This is a genomic window from Pseudoalteromonas sp. SG43-3 (assembly GCF_014164385.1).
Lineage (GTDB): Bacteria > Pseudomonadota > Gammaproteobacteria > Enterobacterales > Alteromonadaceae > Pseudoalteromonas > Pseudoalteromonas distincta.
The window spans coordinates 74,480-100,470 of record NZ_JACJFC010000011.1; the positions used below are offsets into that span (position 1 = coordinate 74,480).

Here is a 25,991-nt window from a genome sequence, read left to right on the forward strand (position 1 = left end):
TTACTTATTTTACGATTGTCATTTCGTCTAACAAGTTTTGTGCATTATCTACTTTATCCATTACCCAAAGCATGTAGCGTGAATCAACGTGGATTGAGCGATTAAGCTCAGGGTTGTAATCCCAGTCACCAATAATACTTTCGTAAACACCGTCAAACAGTAAACCAACAAGCTCTGCTTTACCGTTAAGTGTTGGCGAACCTGAGTTACCACCGGTAGTGTCTACATTTGATAAGAAGTTAACGGGTACTGTATTCATGCCACCCGTGTAATCACCATAAAGCTTGGCTTTAATTTGCTCTTGTAACTTTTTAGGTGCATTAAATGGGTCAACATCGGTGTTTTTAGCTAGTAACCCTTCAAGCGAGGTAAAAGGTGTTGCTACCAAGCCATCTTGAGGTGAGTAGCCGCCTACGGTGCCATAGGTTACTCGTAATGTGCTGTTGGCATCGGCGTATACAGGTTTGTTTTTAGCTTTGTTAAACGCAATTATTGCGCTCATTAGCTTTGGACGAGCTGCTTGTAATTTACCTGCAAGTGCTTTTGATTTATCTTCCTCTGCTTTCATTACTTTAAAGATTGCTTTAGCGTACTGCACAAATGGGTCTTGGCTTTGATTTAGCTGGCTAAACGATTGTTCAAATAATGAATTGCGAACAGTGGCATTATCAAGTCTTGACTGTTCATACATGCTATCAAGTAACGCGCTTTGGGTTGCTTTATCAAACCCATTTTGTACTTTAAATACGTTATCAACCTCGCTAAAACGCTCTTCTTTTGGAAGTGCTGCATACAGCTCTAAAAAGTGCAGTAAAATAGCTTTGTCTACTTTGCTATCATAACGGCGCGTCATGCGCTCAAGCCCTGCTTTAATGCGAGGTAAGTCACGTTCTTGATAACCAGATTCACGTTCGCTATTTGGCTTTTGTTTTTCGTAAGCTAGGCGGTATAAACGTCGTGCTGTGCTGATCATTTGTGAGCGATGTACATAACCTAACATACGGTCGCGTTCACTGTGCTCTTGTGATTGTGCAATTAGCTCAGATAGCTCACCTAATACGCTTCCGTATTGCTCTTTACGCTCACTATCGCTATTGATCCATTGTGTTAACTCTTTCTCAAACTGTTTTTTGCGCTCAAGCATAGTGCCTTTTTTGAAGCTTTCGATCATCGAACCATAGTTTTTAATATAGTTGTTATAACCTGCAATGGTGCTTTCGTAAGCAATACGCGCTTTACTGCCGTCTTCTGAGTTTTCTTCAATAAGCGACACGTATTTTGAGTTATGAACGCGTGCTTTAGGGTAGCTGTCGTTAAATACGTTATCTACCTCTGTTGCTATACGGTAGCGGTTAGTACGCCCTGGGTAGCCTGTAACCATTACAAAGTCGCCTTCTTGCACGCCTTTGGCACTTACTTTTAGGTAAGAGTCTGGTACGTAAGGTACGTTGTCTTCGCTGTACTCAGCTGGTTTTCCATCTTTGCCTACATAAGCGCGGTAAAAACCAAAGTCGCCTGTGTGGCGCGGCCACATCCAGTTATCTATATCGCCACCGTATTTACCTACGCCCATAGCTGGTGCGTAAGATAAACGTACGTCTTTAATTTCAAGTGACTTAATTAGGTAAAACTCTAAACCACCATGAAACGAATACACGTTACAACGGTAGCTTTCGTCGGCTTCACACTGGGCTACTAGCGCTTTTTCGTTTTTTACTATTGCGTCGTAGCGTGCTTTACCGCTTAGTTCTTCAATACCTTTACTAACTTTGTCAGTCACATTAGTAACTGTTTCTGTGACGTATACGCGTGAACCCGGCGCTGCTGGTAAGTCCTCAGCAGGGCTTTTAGCTAAAAAGCCATTTTCTAATATGTTGTTTTCAGGTGTTGAATTGTATTGCACCGAGCCATAAACACAGTGATGGTTTGACACAACTAAACCCTTAGGCGATACAAACGATGCTGTACAGCCACCTAGGCTAATTACCGCATTCATTGGGAATTCGGTTAATTTAGAAATAGATTCAACATCAATTTCAAGCCCTTTGGCTTTTAAAATTGATTCTAACTCTGGAAGTTGGTGTGGTTGCCACATGCCTTCGTCGGCTATGGCACTACTTGAAAGTGATAAAGAAAATGTGGCTGCTAATGTAGCTACAAGAGGTTTTAAACGCATTATAGAATCCTTTTTATTTGTTTCTATAACAGGTTACTCGTCAGTAGCTAATGAGGTCAATAGCCGTGCAATGAATTGTTACAATCGAGTGTTTAATCTTACTTTTTATCAAAATTCATCGAAAAATCAAGAAACTGTTTTGCTGGTATGGGTTTACTAAAGTAAAAACCTTGCATAAAATCACAGCCTAATTCGTTCAATAAAGTAAGCTGCTCTTTTGTTTCTACGCCTTCGGCTACCACTGTCAGCCCTAAACTGTGCGACATGGCAATAATTGCCTTTACGAGATTACAATCTTCATTGTTTAGTACAATACCGTCAATAAAACTTCTATCTATTTTGAGTACATTAAAAGGGTATTCTCTCAAATAACTTAATGATGAATAACCTGTACCAAAGTCATCCATTGATAAGTTAATGCCTAATGCTGTTATTTCAGTCAGTATATCAACAACATTAGTGTGGCAACTCATCAGCACTCCCTCAGTTATTTCAAGCTCTAAATTTTCGGGATTTACGTTTGCTTCACTCAATGAGTTTTGAATAAAACTGAGCAGCCCTACGTCTCTAAATTGGCGAGGAGATAAGTTAACAGCCATTGTATATTTTTGTTGGCGTTTACAGGTACTTTGCCATGTGTTTAAAAAGTGTAATGCTTGGCTAATTACAAACTTGCCAATAGGTACAATTAATCCTGTATTTTCGGCAATAGGTATAAACTCATCGGGTGTTACATTACCTAGCACAGGGTTATGCCAGCGTAATAACGCTTCTGCACCAATGATGTGTTTATTTTTGGCGTCTAATTGGGGCTGGTAGAATAACTCGAATTCATTACGCTCAAGGGCGCCACGCATCTGCTCTTCTATTACTAGTCGGCGCTGAATAATTACGTTCATTTTTTTAGTAAAAAATGAATAAGTATTACGACCATATGATTTTGCTTGATACATTGCAGTGTCAGCATTTCGTAATAAATCAGCAACAGTTGTACCATTTTCTGGGTATATGGCTACACCAATACTCGCTGTTAGTATATGTTCCCGGCCCTCAATTTTAAAAGGGGCTCTAAAGTTATTGACCAGTTTTTCAGTAATTTTTAGCGCTGCATGGTGATCAGTTATACCGCGTAACAATACGATAAACTCATCTCCACCTAGGCGCCCTACCGTGTCGTCTTTTCGCAGTGCCTCTTGCAGCCTTTGCGCTGATTCAATTAAAAGTTTGTCTCCTGTTTCATGGCCTAACGAATCATTTATTTTTTTAAAATTATCTAAGTCCAAAAACAGTACCGCAGCTTTTTCGTTATTTCTTTGTGCTTCAATAAGTAATTGCGACAAACGATCAAGTGCTAAAAAACGATTTGGGAGTAAAGTTAGACTATCGTAATACGCTTGATGTCTAATTAGTTCATCTGATTTATGCTGTTCTGTAATATCTCGAATAATAACCATTAACTGGTTATGTTCTGTTATTTTATTTATTCTTGCTTCAAAAAAAACGAGCCCATGGGGCAAAGCTAGCTCGTATTTAAAGCTCATCACCTGCTCTTTTTCTAATACAAGGCTGATATAGGTTTCAAATTTTTTGGCTACAGCGCGCGGGAGTACATCTCCCATTTTTTTACCAATAAATTGCTTGGGCTTGGTATAGAGATCTGTTTCATTACTGGCATGATACTCAATAATAGTTCCATCATTTTCCATCAAGACAAATAAGTCAGGAATTGCCTCAAAAATAGTTTTTAGCATATCCTCATTAAATGATGCATCTGCTTGTGCCTTTTTAACCTCAGATAAGTCAATATCAATGCAATACATTTGTTTTGTATTATATTGATTTGTAAGCATAACATGGCTAGAAAAAACAGATACACTTTCGCCATCTTTACCTTTTAGGGTAATTTCGGATGCTGGAATTTCTATGTCTTTTTCTACCCAATCACTGTGTGCGTCAATTACAAATTCACACATTGATTCTGGAATTATAAGGTCTTCTATTTTTTGCCCTATGGCTTCTTCTTTTGTGTATCCGTAAAGTCGCTCACTGCCTTCATTCCAATAAATAACACGACGCTCATTGTCATAACCTTGAACAGAAATTACATTTACCGCATCAAATAACTGATGCAAATAGTCGTTAATTACAAATTGGTTGGTTAAGTCTGAAGCAACGTCGTCTAATTTCATTTTGAGGCTATATCCATAAGTAATTTTATTTAGTAATAAAAATACCAAATAATAATTAAATTTAATTTTAATATTAAATTTCCATGTACATTATATACGCCATTATACAAAACAAAAAAAAGAGCCGAAGCTCTTTTTTAATAATTGTTAACTGTATTTAAACGCTATAAAAACTAAATTTATTTTTTTGTCACATCATTTGGATGTTCCACGCCAATCCATGCTTTGAAAAGCGCTTTTTGCTGTGGCGTTGCCTCTTTATCAGCAACTACTTTTTTAGGCTTATCAAAATCTTCTGATAATACTAATGTTAAGCTTTCAAGAGCATCGCGACGAAGATAGTCAACGGTTACTTTGTCGCCTGCCTTAAACGTTTCTAGGCTGGTTTTTAAATCTTTACCTACGTGATGTTTGTTTATAGCGACAATTTTATCATCGGTAGTTAAACCCGCTTTCCACGCACTGCCACCACGGCGTACATAACTTAACGTCAGTAATTCACCCGTATTTTTGGCGGTAGCATCAATACTTGCAAGTGCTTTTGCTTTTTCAGGACGCTCAAACTTTAAACCTACTTTAGTAAGTAAATCGTCAAAGTTAATACTTGCAGGCGACTCTACATTTTCTTGCCACCAGCTTGAATAATCACGTCCTGTTAAATCTTTTAAGATATTAAGTACATCTGTATCTGTAAATCCAGCGGGCATTTTATGATTGTTATAAAGTGCTTTGTGTACGTCTCGGTAGCTTATTTTACCTTGGCTTTTTTCTAGTAAGTCGATATCTAAAGCAAGTGAAAGTAACGAACCTTCTGAATAAATATTGGTGCTGTAGTTACGTGCATGATCGCCACCTTGATTAATCCATTTATCAAAGCTTGTTTCGCTTGCGCTTTGCACTTCACGGCCCGGTGTTTGCAAATGACGGTTAATGGTTTTACTCATTACTTTAAAAAATTCATCTGTTGTTTGAATGCCTGAGCGCACTAATAAATGATCTTCAAAGTAACTTGTTGAACCTTCTGCAATCCACAGCAGTTTTGAATAGTTCATATTAGTGTAATCGTATGGCACTAAACCTTGAGGGCGATATGCTTTAACATTCCATGTATGAACAAACTCATGCGCAGCGGTGCTAATAAAACCTAAGTAATCTTCGCGGCTACCAAATCGGTCACGTGGTCGTTGAATAATTGTTGAGTTTAAATGCTCTGTTGCACCACCTGCTCCTGATGTTGCATGCACCATAAATACATAACGCTCATACGGATAGCCATCCCAAATTACATTACCCGTGGCAACTAATTTTTTAAGATCGGTAAGCATTAGCTCTACATCGTAGTTACCATCGCCCCATATAACTAAATCATATTCACGCCCTTCTACTTCAAATGTGTGTAGTTGGTTAATACCCGTTTCGATTGGTGAATCAACAAGTACATCGTAATCGGCTGCTTTAAATGAATTTTTGCCTTTTAAATTATTCATACCCGATACAGAACGCCACTTTTTAGGCACGTCTAAATTAACGGTTACAGGCTCTTGGCGAAATGATTCACTAAACATAAAAAAGCCTGACGCATCTATAAATGCATGGCTGTCGTCAATGTGGCGAGCACGTTTACCAAGCTCATTTGCATACACCTGGTAGTCAACATTTACTTCTGTAGGTTCATTAAGATGTACACGCCATGTACTGTGATCTATTTTTTCCCATTTTAGTTCTTTGCCATCTTCATCTTTGGCTTTGAAGTAGCGAATGCCATTTGCAAGATTTAACATTTCGTAGCGACCCGTGCGCCACGCAGGAAGTTTTATATCAAGGTGTGCTTGCGCTGTTTTTGGAAACTCAACACTTACATCACCTAAATGATGCTGTGGTTGCGAGATTTCTAAAGAATAATTTACATCGGCAAATACAGGCGCTGAACATGCAGCTAAAATTGAAAGGGCTAATAACTTTTTCATAGAGACTCTTAGTGGAAACTTAATTGCTTACAAGACTAACAAGCCCCTATTTAAAAGTGAATTAAATACGATAAATGACCCTATATACGAGTTTATAAGTAGTAGCTTATTAAAATTTCTAAGTTTTTTACTAGATAACTACACATAATAAAAATTTGTTGTAAACTGAAGATAATGAAATTAATTTGATGGCGGTATGCTTAGGTGTCACAAAGATCTAACGCAACAGATAAAAAGCTAAAACAAGCAATTGATGCGCGTATGGCTGTTGAGAGCGCTCGTAAACATCAAGTAGATGTTCTATGTGACTTTACAGCTAAACTATCGTTGAGCTGTAAAGGACTAGATATCGAGTTAGATAATCGCCTCGCCAAATTTAGAAGTGCGCTTAATAAAGGCATGAGTTTTGAAAACCTTGCTCCCCTTATTAGTGAAACTTTAATCCTACTTAAAAACCAAGAATCGATTCAACAAGCTCAGCAACGTAATTTATACAACAGTGTGCAAAGTGCCGGTAAACAATTACAAAAAACCAAAGGTTTACCTGACGATACTCGTAGGACTCTAAGAAATTTACTCGATCACGAGATTAATAACGTTCATTCAACTCATGGTTACATTCCGCTACTTGATCAACTTATTAGCTTTTATCATGAAGCGTTGCTTACCAAGCAAAACCCTCAAGTTGATCAGCAGCGCCCAGTAAAACAGGCGCGTGCAAAAAAACTACTTGAGCTCGCAAATGAACTTATACTTGAAGAAGAAGCTACGCTACAAATTAATAATATAAAAAATAATATTACAGAAAGTGACTCAATCGATACATTACTTGATGTTGCAATTAGTATTATTGATGTAGTGGTAAAAAATATAAGTAAAGAGCGTAAATCCGCGCAAAGCTTTTTAGTTTCATTAAATCAAACCCTCGAAGATCTTCATAACTCTATCGTCTCAACTAGCAAGCACTCTGAGTCTATGGAAGTTGAGTTTGACTCACTTAATAAAAGCATTGAACTAAAAATAAAAAATCTTAATGAGCAAACGCAAAAAGCTACATCAATCTCATCTTTAAAAGAACTCGTAGATAACGAATTAAAATCAATAAGCGAAGATTTTATAGCAAAAGAAAAGTTAGAACGAAAAGACAGAGAAATGCTTAGCGCTAGCTTTAATGAAATAAATACTCGAATTGTTACTTTAGAAGATAAGTTAACAACGTATAAAAAACGCTTAAACGAACAGCGCTTTAAAAGCTTACTAGATGGGCTTACAAAACTGCCTAACCGGGCTGCATTTGACGAACGTTACAATCACGAAATGCATTTGTTTAATGTGCAGCCATCAGATGTTACGCTTGCAGTTATTGATGTTGACCACTTTAAATCTATCAATGATAGATTTGGCCACACCGCAGGTGATATTACCTTACAAGTTATATCAAAAGCGTTGCAAAAATCGGTAAGAAAGTCTGATTTTATAGCGCGTTATGGCGGTGAAGAATTTGTACTATTAATGCCAGGTGTGTCGCTAGAAAACGCAACATTACCCCTGGATAAAGTAAGAAAGGTAATTAAAAATATACCTTTTAAATTTAGAGAAAAACAAATTGAGATCACTATTTCGGTAGGTGCAACTCAATTTAAAAAAGGCGATACCCTATTAAAGGCATTTGATAGAGCTGATGATGCACTTTACGAAGCCAAAAATTCAGGGCGAGATAGACTTTGTACCAGTAAATAATGTCATAGCTATTATAACTTTTATGACAAGTAGTTTTACGATTTAGTAGTAGGAGCACGTCTATGTTAATACAGTTAAACCCAACTGGGGTTTTAGATTTACTGTCGCAATTAGAAGTTGATTTATTAGAGCAATCGTCTGCTAGTGAGCGTTATAAATTATTTAGAAACTGCGTACTTGCAGTCCTCAATGTAGGTAGTCATACCGACGACAGTAACGATATATACAACAAATACAAAGATTTTGATATTCGTTTAGTAAGCCGCGAACGAGGTATTAAAATTGAACTTGAAAACCCACCCGAAACCGCATTTGTTGATGGCGAAATAATTACCGGTATTCACGAACATATATTTTCTGTTATTCGTGATATTTTGTTTATTTGTCAAAAATACGAAAAAGATTTAAAAGAGCAAAAAGCCATAACCCATATGGTGTTCGATATGCTCAGAAATGCAGGTGCACTGCGTGTTAAAAGCGAGCCTAACATGGTTGTTTGCTGGGGCGGACATTCAATAAACGAGGTTGAATATAAGTACACAAAACAAGTAGGTTACGAACTTGGTTTACGTGGATTAAATATTTGTACCGGTTGTGGTCCTGGTGCCATGAAAGGCCCAATGAAAGGCGCAACTATTGGCCACGCAAAGCAACGTAACACCGATAATCGCTACTTAGGTTTAACAGAGCCAAGCATTATTGCTGCCGAGCCACCAAATCCTATTGTAAACGAACTCGTTATTTTACCTGATATTGAAAAACGCCTTGAAGCTTTTATTAGAACAGCTCACGCAATTATCATTTTTCCTGGTGGCGCAGGTACTGCTGAAGAGTTGTTATATTTATTAGGCATATTGTTGCACCCAGATAATACTAAACAATGTTTACCTGTTATTTTAACTGGCCCCAAACAAAGCGAGGCGTACTTTAAAGAGCTATGCGAGTTCGTTGAAATGACACTTGGTAAGGAAGCGTTGGATAAGTTTGAAGTAATTATTGATAATCCTGAATTAGTCGGTCAAAAACTAAAGTCATCGATGGCTAATGTTCGTGATTACCGTAAAAGTGAAGGTGATGCTTATTACTTTAACTGGACATTAAAAATAGATAACGACTTTCAACAACCTTTTGCACCAACACATGAAAATATGGCAAGTTTAGATTTACACCTTAATCAGCCTAAACAGCTACTCGCGGCTAATTTGCGTAGAGCTTTCTCTGGTATTGTTGCTGGTAATGTAAAAGACGAAGGCGTTAGAGCCATTAAACAAAACGGTCCATACATTTTAAGTGGCGAACCTGCCCTTATGACAAATATGGATAAATTATTACAGGCATTTGTTCATCAAGGTCGCATGAAGCTCCCTGGTAGTAAATATGTTCCATGTTACAAAATAAAAGCATGAGTTTTATAGTTTGAAACCCCATTTACTTCTTATAGATGCGCTTAATTTAATTAGGCGCATTTACGCCGTTGACGCGAATCAAAAACATCATAGCGACGAGCAAATGATACAAACGTGCTGTGCACGTGTAGCCCACGCCTGTAAAAAGCTTTTAGATACGAGTAATGCAACCCATGCCATTGCTGTGTTCGATGGTGACAAAAGCTGGCGTTATCATTTTTATAAAGACTACAAACATTCACGCGCGCCAATGCCCCAAGTATTAAAAGATGCTCTATTGCATTTTAAAGCCGCAATTGAAGAAACAGGTATTGTAGTATTTGAGCCTATTAACGATGAAGCTGATGATATTATTGCAACGCTTGCCTTTAAGGCATCAAATAATCAAATAACGAGCACTGTTGTTTCTACTGATAAAGGCTTTTTACCTTATATTGGCCCTTACATTACAGTTTACGATTACTTTAAAAAGCTATATTTAGATGAGACAAGTATAAAAGAGCGTTTTGGTGTTGAGCAAAATAAACTCGTTGATTTTTGGGCATTAGCGGGCGATAAAACAAATGATATTCCGGGAGTTAAAGGAATAGGTACTAAGTCTGCGCAGCAAATAGTTAATAACTATAACTCAATTGAACAAGCAGCCGAAGATGAGTCTCTAAGCCCGAGTATTAAAGCAAAGTTAGCCGCTAATATGGATATGTACGTAATTTCAAAGCACTTGGTTAGTTTACGCACCGATATAAATTTAGGTTTTAGTTTAAAGCAGTTAAGACTTAATTAGTCGCAAGTTAATAGCCTCTAAACATTACAAAACGTATACTGATATTAGTTACCGGAGTCAGAGTAAGCCATATTGAAAAAATTTATCCGATATTTAATTTTAGGTTTAGGGCTATATGCACTGATAGCTGCATTGGTGATTACCTTTTATAAAGACGATCCTCAAGCTATGATTTGGCAAGACCGAGAGGCTTTCAATAAACGTTACATCGAAAAACTATCACTTGAGCAGCCAACAACACTAAATAGTGTTCTTGATTACTTAGGCAGCCCCGATCTTACTTATGCCAAACGAGATGGTGAACAAGTATTTCAGATAGTTTTTTATCGTACACAACATAAAACATCTGACGGTATTACCACTATGGATGAATGTACTGGCCTATTATTTAAAAATGGTCAGCTGTTTTTGTGGGGCCCGAGTGCATACAATAAATACCAAGAACAAAATTAGGTGAAGGTTTAATGGATGAAGCTGTTTCAACTACCTTAGAGCAGCTGCTTAATAATACGCAGCTGTTTTTAAGCTATTATAACAATAAACAAAAATGGACAGCTCTATATCCAATGGCAAGTAAGCTAGCTGAGCAATATAGAGTGCTCTACAGCAAACAGCCATTCGCATTACAATCCCGATTGACGCTTTATAACCCAAGTTATTCTTATGCCACCAACTTAGTTGTTAGTCAGAGCGTCATAACTGCTGCCCTGTGTAAGTCTCAAAATTATAATAGTGCCTTAAGTGAGCTATACATAGTCACTACTCTCATTGAGCATTTATGTGTTGGAGCGCAATTAAACAAGCTTTGCGAGCAAACACCTTTTCAAGATTCTGATAAAAAAATTTGGAAAATGCGTCATCAGTTAGCAGCAAAAGTAATGTTAGCTAGTGGCGATTCAGCAAAACCTGTTACGCAGTTACTAGCTAAATTAAATAAGTATAAACAAGCATTGGTAAGTGCTCCTAAAATAATGCTTTACGATGGGGGCATAACGCTGATTGCTCTAGCAAATATTATTAGCATGAACATTACGAGCAACACGGCTAATAAACATATTAGCTTATATAAAGCACTTACCGATTTGTACATTCGCACACCTAACTTGTTCGCACTGCAATTAATTAAATCACTAATAGCGCATTTAGGGCCATTATTACCGGGAAGCCGCGTTTTATACGCTGAGCAAACCATGATTTATTTAGCAACTGATGCACAACAACGGCATGTTTTAATTAGTACAGCAAATCCAAATAAATTAACCTGGTACAGAGTAAAAGCAACGCTTAACGATAATCCAAAACAATGGCATTGCACTGATAAAACCATTAGCTTTAAAGTATTTAACAGTGAACATGTAAAACCACAAAGTGAGCTTGAGGTTGATAAGGCACAATCTTTACTTGAGCTAATAAGTAATATTAAGTTACAGCACGAATACAGCTATAAAGGATTAAGCCTGCTGATGGCGCCCCACCCTCTCGTAATTGCTAATTTATGCGAGGCAGTAAAACCATATAATAAAGAACATCAGCCCGCAAAAGACTTAAAACATAGTTTATCTATGGTCGGTTATTATAATGCACCTGCAATAATTCAACGGGTTGTTTTTGAACAATTAGTTAATGTTACCCCACATCCATTGCAAGCCTACGTGACTAACAGATTAAATGGATTAGTAAAAATAATGGCTTTATTGGTTAGTAAAAATGATCACGACCAGTTTGAGCACATCACTTTACCTTTATACGCTTACGCCCATTTTTTATTAACGCAGTGCGGTACACAGCTTTCTCGTAAAACGCTGATTGACGACACACCAAATAAAACATTGAGTGCCCCTATCTGCTCCTTTTTTGGGGTAAATGCAATTAACACCGAACAACTAACACAACAGCTTACTCTTTTATTGAGTGATAACCCATGGACAGCAGCACTCTTAGAAGCAGAGCAAACACCTAAAAAGCACTTAACTGAGGCCCATAAACTTTGGATCACACTTAAGGTTGTTGCTCAAAATGTGTTTAAACCAGAACTTTCGCTAACTCCGTGGCAGCAGCAAACGTTAAATGAACAGCTAAAAATACTCAAGTGGCATAACCAAGCTGATTTTTATCAACAATTAGAATCTCTTGAGTTGTTTAATAGTATTTAGTTTATTAGAAGCTATTTTATGTCTTTATACCCATTATAACTTTCGTGTATACCCAGTATTTTTTGTATAAACTAGCAAAATGGGTGATAAATTGGTATAAATGCGCCCTTAAATTTTCAAGCACGTTCACATAAATGTTCTAACAAGCGGTTACTCTCTCAGAGTAATAATTTATGTGCAAATCAAACTCTTTAAAGGAAAAGTCAATGGCCAAACAAACCATCACAGTGATCAAAGGCGACGGCATCGGTCCGAGCATTATCGACTCAGCACTTGAAATATTAAAAGCCGCAGGTTGCGACTTTGATTATGAATTTGTTGATGCTGGCCTAGCTGCACTTGAAAAAACAGGTGAGTTATTACCGCAAGAAACAGTTGATACAATTGCTAAAAACAAAATCACTCTTAAAGGCCCATTAACTACGCCTGTAGGTGAAGGTTTTACATCTATTAACGTAACACTTCGTAAGCAATTTGGTTTATACGCTAACGTACGTCCAGTTAAATCATTTGTTGGTACTAAAGCACGTTACGACGATATTGATATCATTACTATTCGTGAAAACACGCAAGGTATGTACTCAGGTGCTGGCCAAGTAGTAAGTGAAGACGGTAATGAAGCAGAAGCAAAATCGATAATTACGCGTGAAGGCGCAGAAAAAATCGTAACTTTTGCATACGAGCTAGCGGTACGCGAAGGTCGTAAAAAAGTAACTGCAGTTCATAAAGCTAACATTTTAAAATCAACATCTGGTTTGTTTTTAAAAGTAGCACGTGAAGTAGCTGAGCGTTACCCACAAATTGAATCAAATGAAATGATTGTTGATGCAACATGTATGAAGCTAGTAATGACACCTGAAGAGTTTGACGTAATTGTTACGACTAACTTATTTGGTGATATTTTATCTGACCTTTGTGCTGGTTTAGTTGGCGGTTTAGGTATGGCTCCAGGTGCTAACATTGGTGAAGACGCTGCAATTTTTGAAGCTGTACACGGTAGTGCACCAGATATTGCTGGCAAAAACCTAGCTAACCCAACATCTGTAATTTTAGCGTCTATTCAAATGCTTGAGCATTTAAATATGGGCGATACTGCAGAGCGTATTCGTAGTGCTGTTGCTGATGTAATTAAATCAGGCGACCGTACAACTCGCGATTTAGGTGGCAGCCACGGTACAACTGATTTCACTCAATCAGTAATTGACCGTTTATAATTAATATTTGTTATTAATTTAAATAGCCCGCTAATTTAGCGGGCTTTTTTGTGTTTGCTAACTGCGTTTACTAACCTAGTGTATTTATGCAGGTTAGTATTAAACCTAAATAAACTTAACAGTAATAATCCTAATAAACCCGTCAGTGATCCGCCACTTGAACCCGAACTACTTTGTTGTTTTTGTACAGTAGCAGATAACTCTTGAGTAAAAGTATCATTGGTTTGAGTATCAGTAACATTCAACGTTACGTTATAAGTCCCGTCAGCTTGATAAGTATGCCTTGGGTTTTGTAAATTTGATAACGCACTGCCATCACCAAAATCCCAACTGTAAGTGTAACTATTAAAACCGCCGGTTACTTGGGCATTAAATTGTGCGCTTAAATCACTAACTGTAGCGTTTGCGTTTATGCTAAGCGGAACATTAGCAGTTACATCAATCGCTTTTGATTGTTCAGTGCCGTCGTCATCTGTCACTGTAAGCGTTACTTGGTAATCGCCAGAGTACAAATAATTATACGTAAGCGATTGAGTCGCTAAAGTACTTCCATCTCCTAGCTGCCAATTATAAGTATACGGTGCGACTCCACCTGTAAGCGATGCCTCAGCTGTTAAAGTTCCTTGGTTTATTTCATATTCAATTTCACTTACAGTTAATGGTTCAACTAATGTAACTTGTGCTACAGCTACTTGCTGTGAAGTACCATTATCTGCCATAAACTCAACGTTATAAGTGCCATAGTCTTGGTATTCATGAGTAGGCGTTAACTCTGTGCTGGAGCTTCCATCGTCAAAACTCCACGTAAATTTGTCCGCAGGAGTAAGTGCAAAGCCTTCTACATTAAAATTAACGGTTAAACCGTTTTTAGTAAAATTAATTCCCTTAGTAACATCGTAAGTAAGCTCTACTTCTATATCTTCACTGTCTGCTGACTGGCTTATAATACTAAACCCAAAACCAACCTGTGGAAGCACAACACCCGATGGTTTTTGCGCTTCAAAGCTATAATCGGTTTTATCAGTAAACCCGGTGATAGCTGATAAATCATCATCACCTAACCCTGCCCTTTGTTGATATAGGCTAAAAGCAGCATCACGTATTTGAATTTCTGAAGCAGCCGGAGTTTGCGTACTGCCTTTATTTATCGAGCGCTGATCAGCATCTACCACTAATGCAAAACCACTGCCTGGATGCTCGGTAGTGTTATTATCTGCTTGAGATTCATTGCTGTACCACAATAATAACCCCGGTGAGTACTGCTCTGCTTGCAAACTACTGTCAACGCCTGTGTATGAACGCAGTTGTAAATAGTAATGTGATGGCGATGCATATGTGTAACTACCTACTTTTTCAAAGCCATTAAACTCAGTGTTAACTTGATCTTGTGCATTATTTTGCCAAATTAAAGTATCACTTTGCTCAATGCGCATATCATCAACAACAAAACCATAATAATGTGTGTTCGCATCTGTTATGTATTCAATTTTTAAATCAATTGTTTGCCCAGCATAAGCTGATAAATCAAACTTATGGGTCAAATAGCCGTTAGGTTGCTTAGCATCACTATTAAGAAATGAATCACCTGAGATATACGGACCAATATCACCGTAGTATGGATTAAGCGCTTGCGTATAATTACTCGCGATTGGCTCGCCATTTACTTTTACTTGAACTAAATCGTAATCACGCTCAATACTGTAATAAGCAATAAAGCTTAAAGTAAGTGTCTCAGTTGTGCTTGGTAGCGCTATTGTATTAGCTAAGCTGTTGCTAATATTGTCGCCCGTATTTGAATAGTATTGAAAATCACCTTCTACTGGAGCCCTAAATTTTTCGAGCCTTGGTGGTAGTGTTATTTTTATTTGATTTTGCTGTTGTGAAGTACTCGCAGTATTAATTAATGTTTGCTGTGAGTTAGCCTCTATCTCATCCATATCAAGCGTAAACTGGTTAACCCAGTTACCCTGGTACCGCTTTTGTAAATATTCAAGCGCATAAGGGCTAAACATAACTGGCTCTGAGCCTCTTGGCGAACCAGCCCAACTTCCTGTCGACATAACTGACCAAGACGCGACAGGCTCACCTACCGTGTTAGATTGTAAGTCGTATTCATCTAATAATCCTAAATCATGCCCAAACTCATGCACAACCACACCAATCCCAGCATCAATAGGGTTAATGGTATAACCAAAGAGCTTAATGTTGCTGCCTGCAATCTCGCTCGGCCCGCTATTTCCATCAAATACATAGTAGCGGTGCGACCAAATAGCATCGGTGCTTAGGTAACCGCCACCCGCTTCTTCGCCAATACTTGAATGAAATACCATTACATGGTCAATAATGCCATTAGGTTCATTAAGGATACCGTCACCATCAATATCATCTAAATCAGTTAAATCATAATCCGCTAAATTAATATTAAACTTTGCAACTGCTTTCTCTACAGCCTCTTTAATTAAAGCGGGCGCATTTATATCCCGTGTACTGCCTTGGCGCTCACCATATATTTTTGCATTGCTATTAGCGGTTACCCAGCCATATACCTGCCCGCTAAAGTTTAAGCTGTTTCCCGAAGCCGCTTTATAATAATCAGCAGCCGTTTTTAAGCTTTGTCCATCAGGACCTGTATAACCTTGAGTATTAAAAAGCATTTGCTGATAGTGCCCAGTTGAATAATCAGCGTAAAACATATCGGTGTCTTGCTCTACAAGTTGATTGTCGTCATGTTTAAGATCAGGAAAATCAATTAAAATAGCTAACACTTTCACATCATTAACGCTTTGATCTGGCACTAGCGACGTTGAAAAAGCGAACTGTTGTTTATTTGTGTTTGAAAAAACGTTGGAGGATGATTTAAATTGCCTAAAGCCATTTTTAATTGAGTGATTTGCAACGTCTTTGTTACTCATATATGACTTAAATGAACTATCTAACTCACTTGAAGATATTTGGTCTCTTTTTTTAAGCCAATATAAAATACGCTCTTCGTTAGTTATACCAACATCATGCGGACTTAAGTTATTAGCCGCCACCATAGGGCTTAATAGCGTAGTTAAAAGCGCAATTAACGTCACTTTTTTCACTGTGTTTTCCTCAAACATAATTATGTAGCAATCATACCTAATAATAGAAATTTAAACATGCGATAAAAACATATAGTTAACATATGCAATTAAAGCTAATGGTCTCTCACACTCTTTTATATCTAAAATCGAACTTACAACCTAAAATGCATAATTTCTGCCAGTAAACTCAATTAAACATAGGTTTCCTGCAGCTTTAAATTAAAAAAAGCCACAAAACGAATTTAAAATGCAAAAAACAGCTTTCAAGGTTGACATGAAGGCTTAAAACCCTTAAAAATAAACCTATACAAAATCTTTAATTTAAAAGCAGTGTTTTGCTAAGTAGAGTAAAAACTATGAACACACACATTAATCTTTTAGTCGTACTCGTACTGGTCTTAGTTATAAGCCCAGCGGGGATGTATTAAAAGGTGATACTGCTTTTTAAAAACCCTCGCACTACGCGGGGGTTTTTTTATGCATAAAAAAGCGCACAGAGGAATGAGGATGAGCAAACAAGAATATAATGGTTCTGAACTAGTAGTTCAGGCATTAAAAGAGTTAAAGGTAAAATACATATTTGGCTATCCCGGTGGTTCGGTTTTAGACTTATATGATGCACTTTTTCAGCAAGATGACATTGAACATATATTAGTACGTCACGAACAAGCTGCAACACATATGGCTGACGGCTATGCCCGCGCTACTGGAGACGTTGGTGTTGTACTTGCAACCTCAGGCCCTGGCGCTACAAACTGTATTACAGGTATTGCAACGGCCTACATGGATTCAATTCCTATGGTTGTGTTATCAGGCCAAGTGCCTACAAATTTGATTGGCGACGATGCATTCCAAGAAACCGATATTGTGGGTTGTTCTCGCCCTGTAGTTAAACACAGTTTTAACTGTAGAAGTGCTAAAGACATCCCTACAATCTTAGCTAAAGCTTTTTATATTGCTAGCACTGGCCGCCCAGGTCCTGTCGTTGTTGAGCTTCCAAAAGATATGCTTAACCCTGCTATTAAGTTTGAATACGAATTTCCTAAAACCACCGAGCTGAGAACTTACAGCCCTAATACTAAAGGGCACTCAAAACAAATTCGCAAAGCCGTAACAGCTATTTTAGAGGCCAAAAAACTGGTTATCTACTCTGGTGGTGGTATTGTCATTTCAAATACATCAGAGCAATTAACGCATTTAGTTGAATCATTAAATGCCCCCATTACAAATACACTAATGGGATTGGGTGGTATTTCAGGTGTGCATCCAAACTTTGTAGGTATGTTAGGCATGCACGGCACGCTTGAGGCAAACAAAGCAATGGCTAACGCCGATGTGATTTTAGCGCTTGGTGCCCGATTTGATGACAGGGTAACTAATAATGTTCAAAAGTTTTGCCCTAATGCCACAATTGTTCATGTTGATGTTGACCCAACTTCAATATCTAAAACAATTAAAGCACACATACCAGTTGTAGGTTGTTTAGCAACCGTACTTGAACAACTACAAGCGGGTATTGATAAAAGCCCAATTAAAATAGACCGCAGCGCGCAAGAAGATTGGTGGCGACAAATTATCAGCTGGCGCGAACAAAAGTGCTTAAGCTACAACACTGATGGCGACAAAATTAAGCCACAAGCCGTGATAGAAGCGGTTTATAAAGCCACTAATGGCGATGCTTATGTAAGTTCTGACGTTGGTCAGCATCAAATGTTTGCAGCGCAATATTATCCATTTAAGCATCCTCGTCAATGGATCAACTCAGGCGGCCTAGGCACCATGGGCTTTGGTTTACCTGCTGCAATGGGCGTAAAGCTAGCCTTTCCTGATAAAGAGTCTGTGTGTATTACGGGTGATGGCTCTATTCAAATGAATATTCAAGAACTATCAACCTGTTTACAGTACAACCTAGCGGTAAAAGTTGTATCACTTAATAACCGCTCTTTAGGTATGGTACGCCAATGGCAAGACATGGTTTACGGTGGACGTCATTCATCATCTTACATGGATTCACTACCTGATTTTGTTAAGTTAGTTGAAAGCTACGGCCATGTAGGCATACAAGTAAACACACTAGATGAGTTACAACCTGCTATCGATAAAGCAATGTCAATTAACGACCGATTAGTCTTTTTAGATATAAACGTTGATGAAAAAGAACATGTATACCCAATGCAAATTAAGTTAGGCGGCATTGATGAGATGTGGTTACGTAAAGGAGTAAAAGCATAATGCGTCGTATTTTATCTATTTTATTAGAAAACGAACCAGGTGCCCTATCACGTATTGTTGGGCTTTTTTCACAACGTGCATATAACATCGACAGCCTAACTGTTGGCACAACTGACGATCAATCACTATCACGTATTACCATTACCACTATGGGTGATGACAGAGTTGTAGAGCAAATTACAAAGCAGGTTAACAAATTAGTCGACGTGCTTAAAATTATCGATTTAACAGAAATGAGTCACATTGAACGTGAGCTATTGCTTGTTAAGGTATTTGCTCAAGACGAGACGACTCGTGCAGCGGTTACGCGAGTAGTTGATGTGTTCCAAGGTGCTATTTTAGATATGGGCCGACAAAGCTATAGTCTACAACTAGTGAGCAGTACAGACAAAATAGAGTCATTTTTAGACACTCTTCGTCATGAAACCGATATTATTGAAGTTGTACGTTCTGGCGCTGTTGGCATTGGTCGAGGCGATAAAGCCTTAAAAGCATAAATTTATAATATAAAGGCATCAATTGATGTCTTTATTAAACATAAAAAAAAAGAGCTAATTAGCTCTTTTTTTAATTTAATTCGTTAAACCTATTAAGGGTTTACTTGGTCTTTAAGACCTTTACCTGCTTTAAAGCTTGGGATAGTTGCCGCTGCGATTTGGATCTCAGCACCCGTTTGTGGGTTACGGCCAGTGCGAGCTGCACGTTCTTTTACTGAGAAAGTACCAAAACCAACTAATGCTACTGAATCACCTTCTTTTAAAGAAGAAGTTACAGCACCTGTAAACGCGTCAAGAGCACGAGTAGCAGCGGCTTTAGAGATTTCTGCATCAGTAGCAATTTTTTCAACTAATTGAGCTTTATTCATTGTTAGATTCCTATTCGTTATTATTTTGCCTTCGCAAAACCTATCTTTATGCATTTTTAAAGAGTTAGCAACAGCAAATTGCATTTTTTGCTTAAATTCTTAAAAAATGAGTAAAATTTAAATAATTCTCTGTAAAATACAGCGTGTTGGGTTAACAAAGACTTAATTTGAGTACAATTTTGGCGCAAGTTAAGCAACTGGGTAAATAAGCTATATTTTTTCGATCACTAAGGTCACTTCCCCGACCTCGACTCCAAACTTAACAATAGATGTGCGGTTTATCAAGCGCGATTGTGTAACCAGGTACATCCAATCATCAAAATTCACTTTTAAAGTACTACCATCGTATGGAAGCTCTACATCGTAATTCCAATGAAATACGCTGCCATCACTTCTACCTTTTGCAGTACCTATAACATCATCTGCCACACCCGTTAAACTATTGTCTTCGTTTAACGTTATTTTCCAAATACGCTTTTGAGTTTCGCCATCGTCATAAACAAAGTCTTCTTCAATAACGCCCTGGTTACCATCCCAGCTCGCATTCATATCTACGACAAGCTTGCGGGTCAATTCACCCTTAAAGTCTTGTACAACACCGTAGGCTTTCAAATTTCCACTAAAAAATGTTTTAAAGTCAAAGTTTGGCGATGTATTTTTATAATGCTCTACATTTGGTGCCGAACAGCTTATCAGCAACAAAGCAGATAAGCATACAAGAGCTGTTTTAAACGCGTTAAATACATTCATATTAATTCCCTAATAGTTGCTTTCGTAGTTTCGGCTCTGAGGTTTTTTCATCCAGCCAAATGGCTAAAAAATCACTCGAAAATTGAGGTTCATTTATTTCGCCAATTTTTTCATCATTATGATAAAAAGTACTCATACCCTGCTCATTTGTGACTAACGTTAGCGAATCACCTTGTCTAATATCAGGCCAAATAGACAATAATTTACTGTCGTATTTGTCTGCTAGCTCTTTTTTTCCAATATGCTCCCACTGCTCATTTGTTGCTTTTACGATTTCTTTAGCTTGAAAGTCACGTAAATAGGTAAGTTTAAATTTAATAGGATGCGTTCCTGAGCTGTAATTACCTGAAGGGGTAAATAAAACCGCGTCATATACATCCCAAAATAAATACTCCATTCGTGCTTCGCCTACTTTATTAAACTGTGTGTCAGCTAAAACAATTGAAGTTGTAAGCAAATAAAAAGTAACTGCCTTTAGTAAAAATTTCAAAATAAGCTCCCTTTGAGTCAATGGGTAATGTTACGAAATGGGAATTGTGGGCGATCAGCGATTGATGAATAACTTGATTTTTTGGTTTATAAAAAGAATAACAGTAAACACTGTAGACCAAAGCGCACCGTAAACGAGCCAAAACTGCCATAAAGGTAAACCCAAACTTATTACTTCAAAGCGTGCACCAGCCCAATAACTTGCTGGCGCAAAAGTCATGCATACTAAAAAGACCTGCCAAAGCTTTAATTTACTCAAAAAAACCATAGAAGTATTTAAAGAAAGTAATAACGCAGCCCATAAAAAGACGAGCCATAGAGGGAAGGGATAAACTTTAAACTCTAACAAGCCTAACTTTACTGCTAAAAATTCTAATAATAGTGCTAAAGGTAGGGCTTTAATAAGAAGTAAGGTGTCTTGTTTTTTTTGCTTTGACAACCAAAACATTAAAACGATAATTAATCCGCTAAAAAGTAGCGAATCAGCTTCAAGCAGCAAGGATAAAAACCACACTGCTTGAAATAAAACAAAATTAGTAACCGAGCGCAATATCATCGTTATCGCTAACAAAACGTGGTTTACGCGCCATTAAATGCACCGTACTTGTTGCTCTGGCTCTAAACGCGCCTTCGCAATAAGCAAAATAAAATAACCATAAACGATAAAAGCGTTCATCAAATTTTGAGCGGTCCAAATCAGGCCAGCTTTTTATAAAACGGCTTCGCCAATCTGCTAATGTTCTTGCGTAGTGTGCACCAATATCATTAACAGTATGAATTACCATGTCGGTATTATTTTTAATCTGCTCACTCATTTCGTTAAGTGATGGCAAGCACCCGCCTGGAAAAATATACTGCTGAATAAAATCAGAGTTTTTTAAGTAGTGCTTATAACGCTGATCGCCAATAGTTATAGCTTGTATGAGCATGGCACCATCATCTTTTAACAATTCACCACATTGGGTAAAAAAGCTAGGTAAGTACTCATGGCCTACCGCTTCTATCATTTCGATAGAAACAAGCTTGTCGTACTTTCCTTTCAATTGCCTGTAATCAAGCTTAAGTAATGTAATTTTACTTTCAAGACCAAGCTCTGAAATTTTATTAGCGACATAATCATGCTGCTCATCAGATATGGTTGTTGTTGTTACATGGCAATCGTAATGTGTGGCTGCATATATAGCAAAAGCCCCCCATCCCGTACCAATTTCGATTACTGAATCATTTTTTTGAAGCTCAACTTGCTCACAAATGCGTTTAAGCTTGTATTGTTGAGCCTCTTCAAGTGTCGCTTCTTTTGTAGGATATACAGCACTTGAATAAAGCATTTCTTTACTCAAAAATGATTCGTACAAATCATTACCTAAGTCGTAATGAGCAACGATGTTTTTCTTAGAGCCCGATTCAGAATTTTTATTTTTTATGTGATTAAACCGGTGTGCAATATTACTAAAAAATGCGAATTTCTTCTCAAACTCATCAAGTTGCTTCTCATTTATAGCAAATATCTCAATGAAAGAGGTTAAGTTGTCACAAGACCAATGCCCCAAAATATACGCTTCACCAGCGCCAACACTCCCAGATAATGCAAATGCCTTATACATTGCTTTATCGTTTACTATAATCGTTGCTTTTAGCGCTGAGGATGGGTCACCAAAAACTGTACGCTCGTTTGCATCTACTAAAATAACTTGGCCTGTTTCAATTGACGAAAAGGCTTTAGTCACTAATTTTTTATATATGTTAGTTAACCAGTTTGTGCTTTGTTCGCAATTTAAGCTCGACACTTTATCCATTGAAATACCTATTAATTGTCCTGACTATCTACGTGCTTTATGGCTTGCCTGAGTGGCCTAAAAAAGGAACTCGTTTAATAAACAACTTTAACGCTTGATAATAAATACCTTTGAAAATAGACCATGTCATGGCCGGAAAACGTTTAAATAACTTATTAACTTCTTCTTTAGTAAGTTCTTTACGTTTTAAGCGAAGTGTAGCATCAAATAATAGCTCTTCATTTCGCTTATTTTCAATGTGTATCAATGTTTTATCAGGCGATTGCTTAACATGCCAATGATAGTTCATATCTAGATTCATAAAAGGTGATACGGAAAAAACCTTTTTAAAGTTCACTTTTTTTTCTAAAGGTACTAAATAATAATGACGTTCGTTCCATGGTGTATTACTTACTTCAGCAATCATGTATTTAAAACGGGTGTCGTTATGACCAAAAAAGTAAAAATTAACAGGACTAAAATACACACCAAAACAACGAAGTTGCCCAAGCATGTAAATATGAGTAAAGGTTTCAGTAATACCTAAATTGGCAAGTTGTTCGTGTGCACGCTCAATAAGAGGACGTTTAGCAAGCTGTGAGGTGCCTTTAAGATAATCAGCTTCATTAAACTTTAACGCCTTTAAGCCTGACGTACCTATGTGTTTATGCACACCATTTAGTTGTTGAGGATTATTTAAATCTACCCACATCATATACAGAGGGTAACTAAAGCGATGTTCTTTAACAGCAAAACGGCGATGTTTAACATCGCCTAAATACACTGCACTAGTCAAATTCGACCCCAAGTTGCTTGGCTACATCTACACCACTGTGTACGCCATCTTCATGAAAACCATTGTACCAATAAGCGCCACAAAAATAACTATTGTTGTGTCCGTCAATACTGTGTTTAAGTTTTTGAGCCGCAATAGACTCTTGGCTAAATACAGGGTGGTGATAAGTAAACTCGCGCAAAATTTTACTTTGGCTTATTCCTTCAAGATGGTTAAGCGTTACACAGAACTGAGTATCTGATTGTATACCTTGCAAAATATTCATTTGGTAAGTTACAACAGCGGCTTTATCAGTGTTGTTGTTAAGTAGGTAGTTCCAGCTTGCCCATGCCGCTTTTCTATCTGGTAAAAGGTTTGTATCGGTGTGCAACACCACTGAGTTCTCAGTGTAAGCTATTGCACCCAATACTGACTTTTCTTGCTCAGTAGCATCACCCAATAGTGCAAGCGCCTGATCTGAATGACAAGCAAATATTACTTTATCAAATTTACTTTGCTCACCATTGGCAAGCTCTATTGTTACTTCATCATTTTGCCGCGTAACTGATTTAATATTTGTATTGAGGTTAATTTTGTCGGCAAAACCTCTGATCAGCGGCTTTATGTACTGACGAGAGCCTCCTGGTACTACATACCACTGTGGTCTATTGGTTACATCTAAAAGCCCATGATTAAAGAAAAACTTAACAAAAAACTCAACGCCTACGTTTTCCATTTCTTTAATACTGGTAGACCAAATAGCCGCGCCCATAGGAAGAATATAATGGTATTTAAAAAAGTCATTAAACTGGTTATCGTTAAGCAATTGCCCTAATGATTGATCAGACTGGTAATCACCTTTTTCATGCATTGCTTTGCACAGTTTGTTAAACCTAACAATGTCGTACAATAATCGCCAAAACTTAGGTCTAAAAATATTACGACGCTGTGCAAATAAGCTTGTAAACGTATGTCCATTGTATTCAAAACCAGTGGCTTCGTTATGCACACTAAAGCTCATCTGGGTTGTTTGTTTATCAATACCAATGCGCGAAAGTAGCTTTTCAAAATATGGGTAAGTTCGGTCATTAAATACAATAAAGCCTGTATCTATTGCGTATTTGATGCCACACACATCAACATCAACCGTTGCTGTGTGGCCACCTATGTAATCATTTTTTTCAAATACGGTTACATCGTAATGTTTGTGAAGCAAATGCCCACATGTTAAACCAGATACACCAGTTCCTATTATTGCTATTTTTTTCAACGGGCTAATCCTTTTGCGATTTTAAGCCAAATCGGCAGTGGTAAAATGCGTAAAGCTTTTAATATAAGTGTAAAACGATAAGGGAAATGAACGTCTTTGCGGCGTTTTTGAATACCCTTAATCATGTAGTCAGCTGCTTTTTCAGCAGTAACGGCCATAGGCATCGGGAAATCATTTTTATTAGTAAGTGGCGTTTTTACAAACCCAGGATGAACTAAAGTCACATCAACATCATTTAAATCAACCGCTAAGCTTTTTGCTAAGTAACTTACACCCGCTTTTGATGCGCCATAAGCTTCTGAACGAGGTAGCGCAAGGTAAGTAACACTTGAGCTGACCAAAACAAGTTGGCCGCCTGGATTTATTTTAGGAAGTAACGCCTCAAGGCAATACCCCATAGAAAGTAAGTTAACGTTTATTACACGCTCAAACAACGCGCTATCAAAGTTGCGCGCATCATCTATATATTCACAATTACCAGCGTTTAAAATAACACGGTCAAAATGAGGAAAGCCAACTGTCGACTCTTTTATATCTTGCAGGTTAGTTGCATCAAATTTACATGCTTGGATATTGTCGTATTTAGCAAGCTCGGCGAGCTTATCACTATTACGGCCGCAAGCTATAACAGTGTCTCCTAGCTGTGCATATTTAATTGCTAGCTGCTCGCCAATACCTGATGTAGCACCCGTTATAAGTGTGATCATAATTAACCTGCCCTTTTATCAATTAGCTTTATAACGCTACCAAGTAAAGGAATGTGTTTGTATAACAACTCGCCCACATTAAAGTAGTCTCTGTGCTTAATAATTTTGCCATCTTTAAAAATAAGCTTACTATGACCGGCTACCGAGATAGTTTTACCTGATGAAAGCTTTGGATGTGTATAATGCATAGTCCAATAAATAAAAGCATTGTTACCGCTATTAAACGAATCACTAATATCAAACTGGCAATGCTTAACATTGCTGTATAAGTTAGCAAAGTACCTGCGCAATTCTACAATGCCGTTAATTTCATGCATCGGGTCTATAAACTGTATGTTGTCACAGTAAATATCACTCAATAAATCAAGATTAGTACTATTAAGCTGTTGGTATATTTCAACAAATTTATCTACTGGTAACTGGTTATCCAT

At 37.6% G+C, this 25,991-nt stretch carries 21 protein-coding genes; 8 read left to right on the forward strand and 13 right to left on the reverse strand.

Going from position 1 to position 25,991, the window contains the following annotated elements:
• Positions 1-4: 4 nt before the first annotated feature.
• The 3 genes from H5157_RS11985 to H5157_RS11995 form a co-directional block, all read right to left on the reverse strand.
• Positions 5-2,176, reverse strand: a complete 2,172-nt coding sequence (locus tag H5157_RS11985; RefSeq protein WP_182724741.1) for a S46 family peptidase — start codon at positions 2,174-2,176, stop codon at positions 5-7.
• Positions 2,177-2,274: 98 nt separating this feature from the next.
• On the reverse strand, positions 2,275-4,365 hold the full coding sequence (locus tag H5157_RS11990) for a bifunctional diguanylate cyclase/phosphodiesterase (protein ID WP_182724742.1): 2,091 nt from the start codon (positions 4,363-4,365) through the stop codon (positions 2,275-2,277).
• Positions 4,366-4,544: 179 nt separating this feature from the next.
• Positions 4,545-6,332 carry a M61 family metallopeptidase gene (locus H5157_RS11995; RefSeq protein WP_182694898.1) on the reverse strand — a complete coding sequence of 596 codons (1,788 nt, stop codon included), beginning with the start codon at positions 6,330-6,332 and terminating at the stop codon, positions 4,545-4,547.
• A 204-nt stretch (positions 6,333-6,536) separates the two neighbouring features.
• Between H5157_RS11995 and H5157_RS12000 the strand changes: the two genes are divergently transcribed.
• From H5157_RS12000 to H5157_RS12025, 6 genes are all read left to right on the forward strand, one after another.
• A complete protein-coding gene (locus H5157_RS12000) occupies positions 6,537-8,072 on the forward strand; it encodes a GGDEF domain-containing protein (protein ID WP_182712414.1) in 1,536 nt (511 codons plus the stop codon).
• A 62-nt stretch (positions 8,073-8,134) separates the two neighbouring features.
• Complete coding sequence (gene ppnN / locus H5157_RS12005; protein ID WP_182724743.1) at positions 8,135-9,478, forward strand: nucleotide 5'-monophosphate nucleosidase PpnN; 1,344 nt, start codon at positions 8,135-8,137, stop codon at positions 9,476-9,478.
• Positions 9,479-9,488: 10 nt separating this feature from the next.
• On the forward strand, positions 9,489-10,262 hold the full coding sequence (gene xni, locus H5157_RS12010) for a flap endonuclease Xni (RefSeq protein WP_024596930.1): 774 nt from the start codon (positions 9,489-9,491) through the stop codon (positions 10,260-10,262).
• Positions 10,263-10,331: 69 nt separating this feature from the next.
• Entirely contained in the window at positions 10,332-10,715 is a 384-nt protein-coding gene (locus H5157_RS12015) for a DUF3192 domain-containing protein (protein ID WP_024596929.1), read from the forward strand.
• 11 nt (positions 10,716-10,726) lie between these two features.
• On the forward strand, positions 10,727-12,415 hold the full coding sequence (locus tag H5157_RS12020; protein ID WP_182724744.1) for a hypothetical protein: 1,689 nt from the start codon (positions 10,727-10,729) through the stop codon (positions 12,413-12,415).
• 206 nt (positions 12,416-12,621) lie between these two features.
• Positions 12,622-13,629, forward strand: coding sequence for an isocitrate dehydrogenase (locus H5157_RS12025; RefSeq protein WP_039487666.1), 1,008 nt, complete (start codon positions 12,622-12,624; stop codon positions 13,627-13,629).
• A 35-nt stretch (positions 13,630-13,664) separates the two neighbouring features.
• On the opposite strand, the gene H5157_RS12030 is transcribed toward H5157_RS12025, so the two are convergent.
• Entirely contained in the window at positions 13,665-16,715 is a 3,051-nt protein-coding gene (locus H5157_RS12030) for an immune inhibitor A domain-containing protein (RefSeq protein ID WP_182724745.1), read from the reverse strand.
• A gap of 489 nt (positions 16,716-17,204) precedes the next feature.
• Here H5157_RS12030 and H5157_RS12035 point away from each other — a divergent pair, with 489 nt between their 5' ends.
• Positions 17,205-18,929 (forward strand): acetolactate synthase 3 large subunit, encoded by a 1,725-nt coding sequence (locus H5157_RS12035; RefSeq protein ID WP_024596926.1) that lies wholly within the window; start codon positions 17,205-17,207, stop codon positions 18,927-18,929.
• Positions 18,929-19,426, forward strand: coding sequence for an acetolactate synthase small subunit (ilvN, locus tag H5157_RS12040; protein WP_002960314.1), 498 nt, complete (start codon positions 18,929-18,931; stop codon positions 19,424-19,426). Before H5157_RS12035 ends, ilvN begins: the two co-directional genes overlap by 1 nt.
• 92 nt (positions 19,427-19,518) lie before the next feature.
• Here ilvN and H5157_RS12045 read toward each other — a convergent pair whose 3' ends face one another.
• The 9 genes from H5157_RS12045 to H5157_RS12085 all read right to left on the reverse strand — a co-directional run bounded on the left by H5157_RS12045 (position 19,519) and on the right by H5157_RS12085 (position 25,991).
• Complete coding sequence (locus H5157_RS12045; protein WP_002962474.1) at positions 19,519-19,794, reverse strand: HU family DNA-binding protein; 276 nt, start codon at positions 19,792-19,794, stop codon at positions 19,519-19,521.
• A gap of 210 nt (positions 19,795-20,004) precedes the next feature.
• Positions 20,005-20,544, reverse strand: a complete 540-nt coding sequence (locus H5157_RS12050) for a DUF3833 domain-containing protein (protein WP_165724279.1) — start codon at positions 20,542-20,544, stop codon at positions 20,005-20,007.
• Position 20,545: 1 nt separating this feature from the next.
• Positions 20,546-21,034 (reverse strand): chalcone isomerase family protein, encoded by a 489-nt coding sequence (locus tag H5157_RS12055; protein ID WP_182724746.1) that lies wholly within the window; start codon positions 21,032-21,034, stop codon positions 20,546-20,548.
• A gap of 54 nt (positions 21,035-21,088) precedes the next feature.
• The gene (locus tag H5157_RS12060; protein WP_182724747.1) at positions 21,089-21,589 is read right to left on the reverse strand and encodes a DUF2878 domain-containing protein; all 501 of its coding nucleotides are present in this window, start codon (positions 21,587-21,589) and stop codon (positions 21,089-21,091) included.
• Complete coding sequence (locus tag H5157_RS12065; protein WP_024596923.1) at positions 21,567-22,829, reverse strand: cyclopropane-fatty-acyl-phospholipid synthase family protein; 1,263 nt, start codon at positions 22,827-22,829, stop codon at positions 21,567-21,569. Before H5157_RS12065 ends, H5157_RS12060 begins: the two co-directional genes overlap by 23 nt.
• A gap of 37 nt (positions 22,830-22,866) precedes the next feature.
• Positions 22,867-23,604, reverse strand: coding sequence for a DUF1365 domain-containing protein (locus tag H5157_RS12070; protein ID WP_182712420.1), 738 nt, complete (start codon positions 23,602-23,604; stop codon positions 22,867-22,869).
• Positions 23,597-24,853 carry an NAD(P)/FAD-dependent oxidoreductase gene (locus tag H5157_RS12075; RefSeq protein ID WP_182724748.1) on the reverse strand — a complete coding sequence of 419 codons (1,257 nt, stop codon included), beginning with the start codon at positions 24,851-24,853 and terminating at the stop codon, positions 23,597-23,599. Before H5157_RS12075 ends, H5157_RS12070 begins: the two co-directional genes overlap by 8 nt.
• Positions 24,850-25,560, reverse strand: coding sequence for an SDR family NAD(P)-dependent oxidoreductase (locus H5157_RS12080; RefSeq protein ID WP_024596920.1), 711 nt, complete (start codon positions 25,558-25,560; stop codon positions 24,850-24,852). Before H5157_RS12080 ends, H5157_RS12075 begins: the two co-directional genes overlap by 4 nt.
• A 2-nt stretch (positions 25,561-25,562) precedes the next feature.
• Positions 25,563-25,991 (reverse strand): nuclear transport factor 2 family protein, encoded by a 429-nt coding sequence (locus H5157_RS12085; RefSeq protein ID WP_182724749.1) that lies wholly within the window; start codon positions 25,989-25,991, stop codon positions 25,563-25,565.